Origin of the sequence: Actinomyces haliotis (genome assembly GCF_015355765.1) — a bacterium.
In the GTDB taxonomy this organism is placed as follows: Bacteria; Actinomycetota; Actinomycetes; order Actinomycetales; family Actinomycetaceae; genus Actinomyces; species Actinomyces haliotis.
Window position 1 is genome coordinate 24,080 of record NZ_JACWNA010000029.1, and the last position, 7,425, is coordinate 31,504.

At 71.2% G+C, this 7,425-nt stretch carries 5 protein-coding genes and 1 pseudogene; 1 reads left to right on the plus strand and 5 read right to left on the minus strand.

The features are described from left to right. Positions 1–26: 26 nt before the first annotated feature. A complete protein-coding gene (truB, locus tag IXW69_RS10955; protein WP_194786377.1) occupies positions 27–1,085 on the minus strand; it encodes a tRNA pseudouridine(55) synthase TruB in 1,059 nt (352 codons plus the stop codon). Beyond that, positions 1,082–1,612: a 30S ribosome-binding factor RbfA gene (rbfA, locus tag IXW69_RS10960; RefSeq protein WP_194786378.1), complete on the minus strand. Its 531-nt coding sequence runs from the start codon at positions 1,610–1,612 to the stop codon at positions 1,082–1,084. Before rbfA ends, truB begins: the two co-directional genes overlap by 4 nt. A 116-nt stretch (positions 1,613–1,728) precedes the next feature. Between rbfA and rarD the strand changes: the two genes are divergently transcribed. Then, positions 1,729–2,742: an EamA family transporter RarD gene (gene rarD, locus IXW69_RS10965; protein ID WP_194786379.1), complete on the plus strand. Its 1,014-nt coding sequence runs from the start codon at positions 1,729–1,731 to the stop codon at positions 2,740–2,742. 376 nt (positions 2,743–3,118) lie between these two features. Here the strand turns inward: rarD and IXW69_RS10970 are convergent. The 3 genes and pseudogenes from IXW69_RS10970 to IXW69_RS10980 form a co-directional block, all read right to left on the minus strand. After that, a pseudogene (locus tag IXW69_RS10970) lies at positions 3,119–3,916 on the minus strand (slipin family protein); the annotation flags it as partial. Further along, positions 3,913–4,857, minus strand: a complete 945-nt coding sequence (locus IXW69_RS10975) for a hypothetical protein (RefSeq protein WP_194785949.1) — start codon at positions 4,855–4,857, stop codon at positions 3,913–3,915. The pseudogene IXW69_RS10970 and the gene IXW69_RS10975, both read right to left, overlap by 4 nt. Next, entirely contained in the window at positions 4,857–7,199 is a 2,343-nt protein-coding gene (locus tag IXW69_RS10980) for a nitric-oxide reductase large subunit (protein ID WP_194785948.1), read from the minus strand. The genes IXW69_RS10975 and IXW69_RS10980 overlap by 1 nt, the downstream gene beginning before the upstream one ends. Positions 7,200–7,425 lie beyond the last annotated feature (226 nt).

Below are 7,425 nucleotides of genomic sequence, written 5' to 3' on the forward strand. Positions count from 1 at the left end.
GGTCGCGAGTCCTGCGTCCTGCTGTCTCAGGCGGGAGCGAGGACGAGGAGGGGCCGTGCCCGCCCGCCCTTACGGGTCAACAGTGCCACGAGGCGCCCGTCGGGGGCGAACCCCGCGACCACCTCGCGCGCCTCCTGGGAACCGTCCTCCCCGCGCAGGTGCTTGGGGATGACCGGGACGTCGAGGCGCTCGGCGCGCTCAAGGAGCTCGGCGGGCACGGGCTGGCCGTAGCCGAGGGCGCGGGTCTCCGCCTCGGTGAGGGCGACGGCGTCGAAGCAGCGGCGGGCGACCTCCTCCATGGGGGTCGTCTCGAGTCCCGTGGCGACCTCACCACGGTCCGCTGCCGCCGCGCCCTCAGCGACCTCGGCGGTGACCGACTCGAGGGCACGGGCGTCGTCGAGGGTGAAGGGGCCGACGCCCGTGCGGCGCAGGGCCGTGAGGTGGGCGCCGCATCCGAGCGCCCGCCCGAGGTCCCGCGCGAGGGCGCGGACGTAGGTGCCCGACGAGCACGTGACGCGCAGGTCGAGGTCGACGACGCTGGTCCCGTCCTCGGCGCGGGCCGAGCGGGGCTCGTCGAGCACGGTGAGGGCGTGGACGGTGACGGGCCGGGCGGGGAGCTCGACGTCCTCGCCGCCGCGCACGCGGGCGTAGGAGCGCACGCCGTCGATCTTGATGGCGGAGACGGCGCTCGGGACCTGCTCGATGTCGCCCGAGAGGGCAGCGAGGGCGTCGTCGAGGCCGTCGAGGGGCGAGCCAGGCTCGTCCGGCGCGGCGCATCCGGCTGAGGCGGTCACGTCGCCCTCGGCGTCCTCGGTGAGGGTCTCCTGACCGAGCCGGACCGTGGCCTCGTAGGTCTTGTCGGCGCCGACGAGGTAGGTGAGGAAGCGGGTCGCGCGGCCGATGCCCAGGATGAGGACTCCCGTCGCCATGGGGTCGAGGGTGCCGGCGTGACCGACCTTGCGGGTGGCGGCCATGCGGCGGGTGAGGGCGACGAGGTCGTGGCTCGTGAGGCCGACGGGCTTGTCGAGGACGAGGAGCCCGTCGACGGCGGTGACGGCGCCGCGGGGCACCTCGGGGCGGGTCACCGCTCGGCGTCCTCGTCGTCGTTCTCATCGTCGACGTCTGCGACGGCGCCGTCATCAGCGCCGTCGCCAGCGTCGTCCTCGTCAGACTCGGCCTCGTCGGTCTCGTCCTCGTCGTCGTGGCGGTAGGGGTCCTTGCCGGCGGCGTACTGGGCGCCCTCAGAAGCGCGGGCGATCTCCTCGTCCTTCGCGCGGGCGCGGTCGAGGGCGTCCTCGAAGGTCCTGGCCTGGGTCGGCAGGGCGTCGAGCTGGAACTCGAGCGACGGGGTGAGTCGGATGCCGAGCCCCTTGCCGACCTCGGACCGGATGAGGCCGGTCGCGGAGCGCAGGGCGGCCGCCGACTCCCGTCTCTCGCGGTCGGTGCCGTAGACCGTGTAGAAGATGGTCGCGTGCTGAAGGTCGCCGGTGACCTTGACGTCGGTGACGGTGACGAAGCCGAGGCGCGGGTCCTTGATGCGGCCCTGGAGGAGGCGGGCGACGGTCTGATGGATGCGGTCGGCGACCTTACGGGCGCGCGCGGCGTCAGCCATGGGTTTCTCCTCGGGTTCGGGGCGTCGGCTGCCGCGTCTCGGGGCGCGGCCGCACCATCTTAGGGACGCGGCACCACGGATACGATCACCCTCCCCCGACCGCGAACGGAAGCAGCATGACCGACTCCCCCGCCCCTTCCCCCGCGAAGGATCCCGTCGGCCCCACGGCGCCCCACGACGAGGCGCCGAGCACCGCACCGGACGACGGCGCCGTCGCGGAGACGCGCTCCGGCGCCGGGCTCGCCATGGTCGTGGGCTGCTACGTCCTGTGGGGCTTCTTCCCGCTGTTCTTCCGGCTGCTCGACGGCGCGGGCGCCGTCGAGATCATCGGCCACCGCGTCATCTGGACCCTGGCGAGCTGCTTGGTCCTCGTCGTGGCGCGCGGCGGGTGGGGCCGGCTCCGCGCCGTGGTCACCACCCCGCGCCTGCTCGGGACCCTCACGGTCTCCGGCTTCCTCATCACGGCGAACTGGCTCATCTACGTCTACGGCGTCAACACGGGGCACACGGCCGACGCCGCGCTCGGCTACTTCGTCAACCCCCTCGTCACCGTGGCGCTCGCGGCGGTCTTCCTCGGCGAGAGGCTCCGTCCCGCGCAGGGGGTCTCGATCGCGCTCGCGTCGGTCGCCGTCCTCATCCTCGTGGCGATGCAGCACTCGCTGCCCTGGGTCTCCCTGGGGCTGGCGCTCAGCTTCGGCTTCTACGGCCTGGTGAAGAAGCGGGTCTCGGCCCGGGTCGACGCCCTCACGGGCCTGACCGTGGAGAGCCTCGTCGTCGCTCCCGTGGCGCTCGCCTACCTGGGGTGGCGGCAGGCCACGGGCGCGGCGGCGATGCAGGGGCCCGAGGCCTCGCCGCTCCTGCTCGTGCTGCTGCTCCTGGCGGGACCGCTCACCGCGATCCCGCTCCTGCTCTTCGGGGCGGGGACGGCGCGCGTGCCACTGAGCGTCGTCGGCCTGTCCCAGTACATCGCACCGATCATGCAGTTCCTCCTCGCGTGGGGGGTCTTCCACGAGGAGATCTCCACCGCTCGCTGGATCGCCATGTGCTTCGTGTGGGCGGGCGTCGCGGTCTTCGCCGCCGACCTGCTGCGCCAGCTGGCGCGTCGCCCACGGTTACGTCCGCGATCCTGAGCCGCCCGCGCCCCGACGCCGTCGTGTCCCGGGCGGTGTCCGGTCACCCGGCCACCCGGCCGCCCCGCGGCGCGGAGGTGGGGCCCCGCGATCGGGGCGAGCACGGCAAGAGGGCCGCGGCACCGTGCAGGTGCCGCGGCCCTCTCGCGTGAGAGGCGCGGCGCCGGCACCCGCACGGGCGGGATGCCGACGCCGACGCTGCTCAGTAGGCGGGGCGCTCCTCATCGGGGACGACCGTCCCCGCGGCGGCCGCCTCGACGGCCTCGTGGACGCTGCGCAGGTCCGCCGGGGCCGACGGACGCGAGAGGCGCTCCGCCTCGGCCACGGCGTCGCGCTGGGCGGCCGACGGCGCGTACGCCGAGCCCTCCTCCCCCGCACGCGCGGCTGCGCCTTCGGCGCTGCCGTCCGCCTCGTCGGAGCCGACGAAGCGCTTGACGAGCGGGCCGATGAGGTCCATCGGCAGCGGGAAGACGACCGTCGAGTTCTGGTCGGCGCCCAGCTCCAGGAGCGTCTGGAGGTAGCGCAGCTGGAGCGAGGCGGGCGACTTCGAGAGCGTGTCCGCCGCCTGGCGCAGCTCCTCGGAGGCCTGGAGCTCGCCGTGGGCGTTGATGACCTTGGCACGGCGCTCGCGCTCGGCCTCCGCACCGCGGGCCATGGCGCGCTGCATCTGCTCGGGAATCTCGACGTCCTTGATCTCGACGACGCTCACCTCGACGCCCCAGGGCTCGGTCTGCGTCTCGATGATGTCGCGCAGGTCCGCGTTGAGCGCGCTGCGGTGGGCGAGCACCGTGTCGAGGTCGACGCGGCCGAGGACGCTGCGCAGGGTCGTCTGGGCGATCTGGGAGGTCGCGATCGCGTAGTTCTCGACCTCCATGACGGCCTTGACCGGGTCGATGACGTTGAACAGGACGACGGCGTTGACGCGCGCCGGCACGTTGTCCTCGGTGATGACCTCCTGGGGCGGGATCGTCAGCGTGACGACACGGGTGTCGACGCGCTCCATCCGCTCGAAGAGAGGGATGACGAAGTGGAGCCCGGGCTGCGCGATCGGCCGGAGCCGGCCCAGCCGGAAGACGATGCCCCGCTCGTACTGGCTGACGATCTTCAGGCCGAAGACGAGCAGCAGGATGATGAGCACGATCACCACGATGATGAGCGCGACGGACATGGTCATGAGAGTGACTCCTCGTTGGAGGTGGACGTGGTGGTGGCGGGGTTCCAGGCCGAGGCCCATGACCGCCGCGGCTCCTCGGCGGCCCCGCCGTCGGCGCTCCCGCCTGACAGGCCGGTGAAGCGGCCCTTCCGGGAGCGGACGGCGGCGAGGTGCGCGAGCTCGGGCTCGGCGGCAACGGCAGCGGCCGGCGCGGCCGTCGGGTCGGCGCCCGCACCGGCGTCGTGCAGGAAGGAGACCGTGACGGCCCGACCGGTGGAGCGGGCCTCGGTCTGGGCCTGCGCGATGCGCTCGGCGGCCTCCCGCACGGAGCGGTAGCCGCTGGGGCGCCCACCGATCGTGACGGGGACGGGCCCCGCGACGGCCGCCCGACGGGCGGCGCCCGCGGCGACGTGCTCCGCGGAGCCGACGTGCGGGAGGTGCTTCGGCGCGTTGTCGGGGGTGTTCCACAGGTGCCGGGCGAGCGGGTAGGTCCCGCCGAGCATGAGCGCGAAGGTCGCGCCCAGGAGGACTCGGTCGGCCGCCCCCCGGAACAGCACCATGAGCGAGAGGCACAGGAAGCACCCGACCGTGGCGATGACGAGGGCGACGCCGCGGTGGAAGCGGCCCGCCTCGGAGTAGGGCCAGGGGTCCACCGGCTTGGTGATCTCACGGGGCCCAGGGGTGGGCGAGCACGTGTCCTTCGACGGGCAGCGCCCGCAGATGGCGTGAGCGCCCTCGTAGCGGATGACGCGCTTGTCCGGGTCGAAGGCCGTGGGCCAGAGCCACTGGTCCTCGTGGCACTTCCACCCGTCGACGTCGTCGTGGTAGACGAAGTCGGCCTGGCGCCAGTTGAGCGAGCGCCGGGCGCTGCGCGACCCGAGGACATCCACGAGCCACGCAACGCCCAGCAGGACCAGTGCGTAGGCGGCGACGAGCCACACGCTCAGGTCGGGGACCGACATCAGTCGTTCAGCTCCGCGCGCTCGCCCTTCCACGCCGTGGGCGTGGTGTCGAGCTCCTCGTAGAGCGCGTCCTCGGCGAAGGTGTCGACCGTGCGGCCGTGGCGCCAGTTCTTGACGCCGAGGAACGCGATGTAGAGGTACGGCAGGGCGCCGCCGAGGATGAAGATGAGGTCACCCGGCATGCGTCCCCACTCGATGATCGTGTTCGTGTGGTTCGTGATGTAGGTGAGCTGGCGGGCCTCGAAGTAGCCCGTGCCGACGGCCTCGTTGAGCTGGAGGATGCCGAGCGGCAGCAGGGTCGCGAAGCACATCCAGGCGAGGCCGATGTTGAGGCTCCAGAAGGAGACCTTGGCGAGGCGCTCGGGCCACTTGTCCTCGGGGATGAGGTAGCGCAGCGCGAACATGCCCAGGCCGAGGGCCATGAAGCCGTAGACGCCCATCATGGAGGCGTGCGCGTGGTTGGCCGTCAGGGCCGTGCCGATCTCGTAGTAGGAGACGATGGGCAGGTTGACGAGGAAGCCGAAGACGCCGGCGCCGAGGAAGTTCCAGAAGCCGACGGCCACGAGGTACATGACGGCCCACCGGTGCGGGAAGGGCTTGGCCTCCTTGCCCTGGCGGTTGGCGCCGAGCTGCATGAAGGCCCAGGCCTCCACGGTGAGGAAGGTCAGCGGGATGACCTCCGCCGCGGAGAAGAAGGCGCCGAAGGCCATGTTCTCCACCGGGGTGCCGGAGAAGTACAGGTGGTGCATCGTGCCGATGACGCCGCCGGCCGAGTACAGGATGATGTCCATGTAGATGATGCCGAGCGCGATCTTCTCACGGACGACGCCCATGAGGACGAAGAAGTACGCGACCATGACCGTGGTGAAGAGCTCGAGGAAGTCCTCCACCCAGAGGTGGACGACCCAGAAGCGCCAGAACTCGGCGACGGACAGGTGCGTGTCGGTGCGGGCCATCATGCCGACCGCGTAGAAGGCCGGGATGGCCAGCGCGGAGAACATGAAGAGCCACGGCATGTTGGCGACGTGCTCGTTCTTGAGCCGGCCGCGCATGGCGCGCCAGATGATGAAGACCCACACGAACATGGCAGCGGTCAGCAGCACCTGGAAGAGGAACGGCAGGTCGAGGTACTCCCACTGCTGGGCGAAGATCGGCCCCTTGGCCCAGGACACGCCGTGCTCGGAGGCCGCCTCGGCGAGGCAGGACAGGACGACGACGGCGGCGGCGGCGATGAGCAGGACCCACGTGAGGACGTGCTGCTTCCTGGGCTCACGGCGCGCGATGAAGGGCGTCATGAACAGGCCGGCGGCGAGCAGGCCGATGGCCGTCCAGAACAGCGAGAGCTGGACGTGCCAGGTGCGCGCCAGCGAGTAGGGGATCCACTTGGCCATGTCGAAGCCGAAGAAGCTGAGGACGTCGGCCCGGTAGTGCTCGGCCAGCGCCCCGACGAGGGTCTGGACGACGAACAGGGCGGCGATGGTGAAGACGAACCAGGCGACGACCCGCTGGGACTTGGTCAGGCCGATCTCACCGGGCTGGCGGAAGGACAGGGCCGGGGCCTCCTCCGAGTGCCAGCCGATCTTCGCGCTCCAGCGGCCGTAGATGGCGAACATGATGCCGATGCCGCCGATGAGGACGATGAGGGAGATGACCGACCAGATCATGAGGTCGCCGGTGGGCGAGTTGCCCACGAGCGGCTCGGCCGGCCAGTTGTTCGTGTACGAGTAGTCCTTGCCGGGGCGGTCCGCGGCGGAGGCCCAGGCGGTCCAGCCGAAGAAGGCGGTGACCTGCTGCACCTCGGTCGGGTCCGTGATGAGGTCGGGCTTGAGGCCGTTCTTCTGGGCGTCCGGGCCGAACATCTTGGTGTAGTACTCGACGGCCTGGTTGTAGGCCTCGACCTGCTCATCAGTCCACACGAGCGTGCCGGTGGACTCGTCGTAGCGGTTGGTGCGGAGCATGATCTTCATGCTCTCGGCGGCGTCGGCGTCGCCGGACTGCTCGAGCTGCTTCTCGACGGAGAGTGCCTCCATGCGGAGGTACTCGGCGGTGAAGTCCGGGCCGAGGTAGCCGCCGTGGCCGACGATCGTGCCGTACTCCATGAGGCCGCGGGCCTGGAAGATCTCCTGGCCCTCGGTGATGTCCTGGGTGGTGAACAGGGTCTCACCCGACTCTGTGACGACCTTCTCGGGCTGGGGCATGGAGTCCGAGTAGGTGCGCCACGCGAGCATGCCCATGACCGTGAAGCCGAAGAGCATGACGAGGGCGACCGCCTGGATCCAGCCCTTCCCGATGAGGCGCTGGGTGCGGCCCGGCGCCCCGTCGGTCTGAGCGACGGTTGACATTGAGGGATACCTCCGTGGGAAGGGACGTGACAGGGGTGTCGGGACCAAGGTAACGCGATGGTCTCGACCGTGAGCGCTGGCTCACGGCGGCCGGGGGCCGAGCCTGTCAAGGTTTTTGTGTAAGTGGGGTTGTCAGAGGTAGGGGTTGATGCGGTCGGGGTAGGCGGCGGTGAGCTGGGCGAGGGCCTGCTTCCAGCCGTTGGTGGCCTGGCCTTGCACGAGGCGG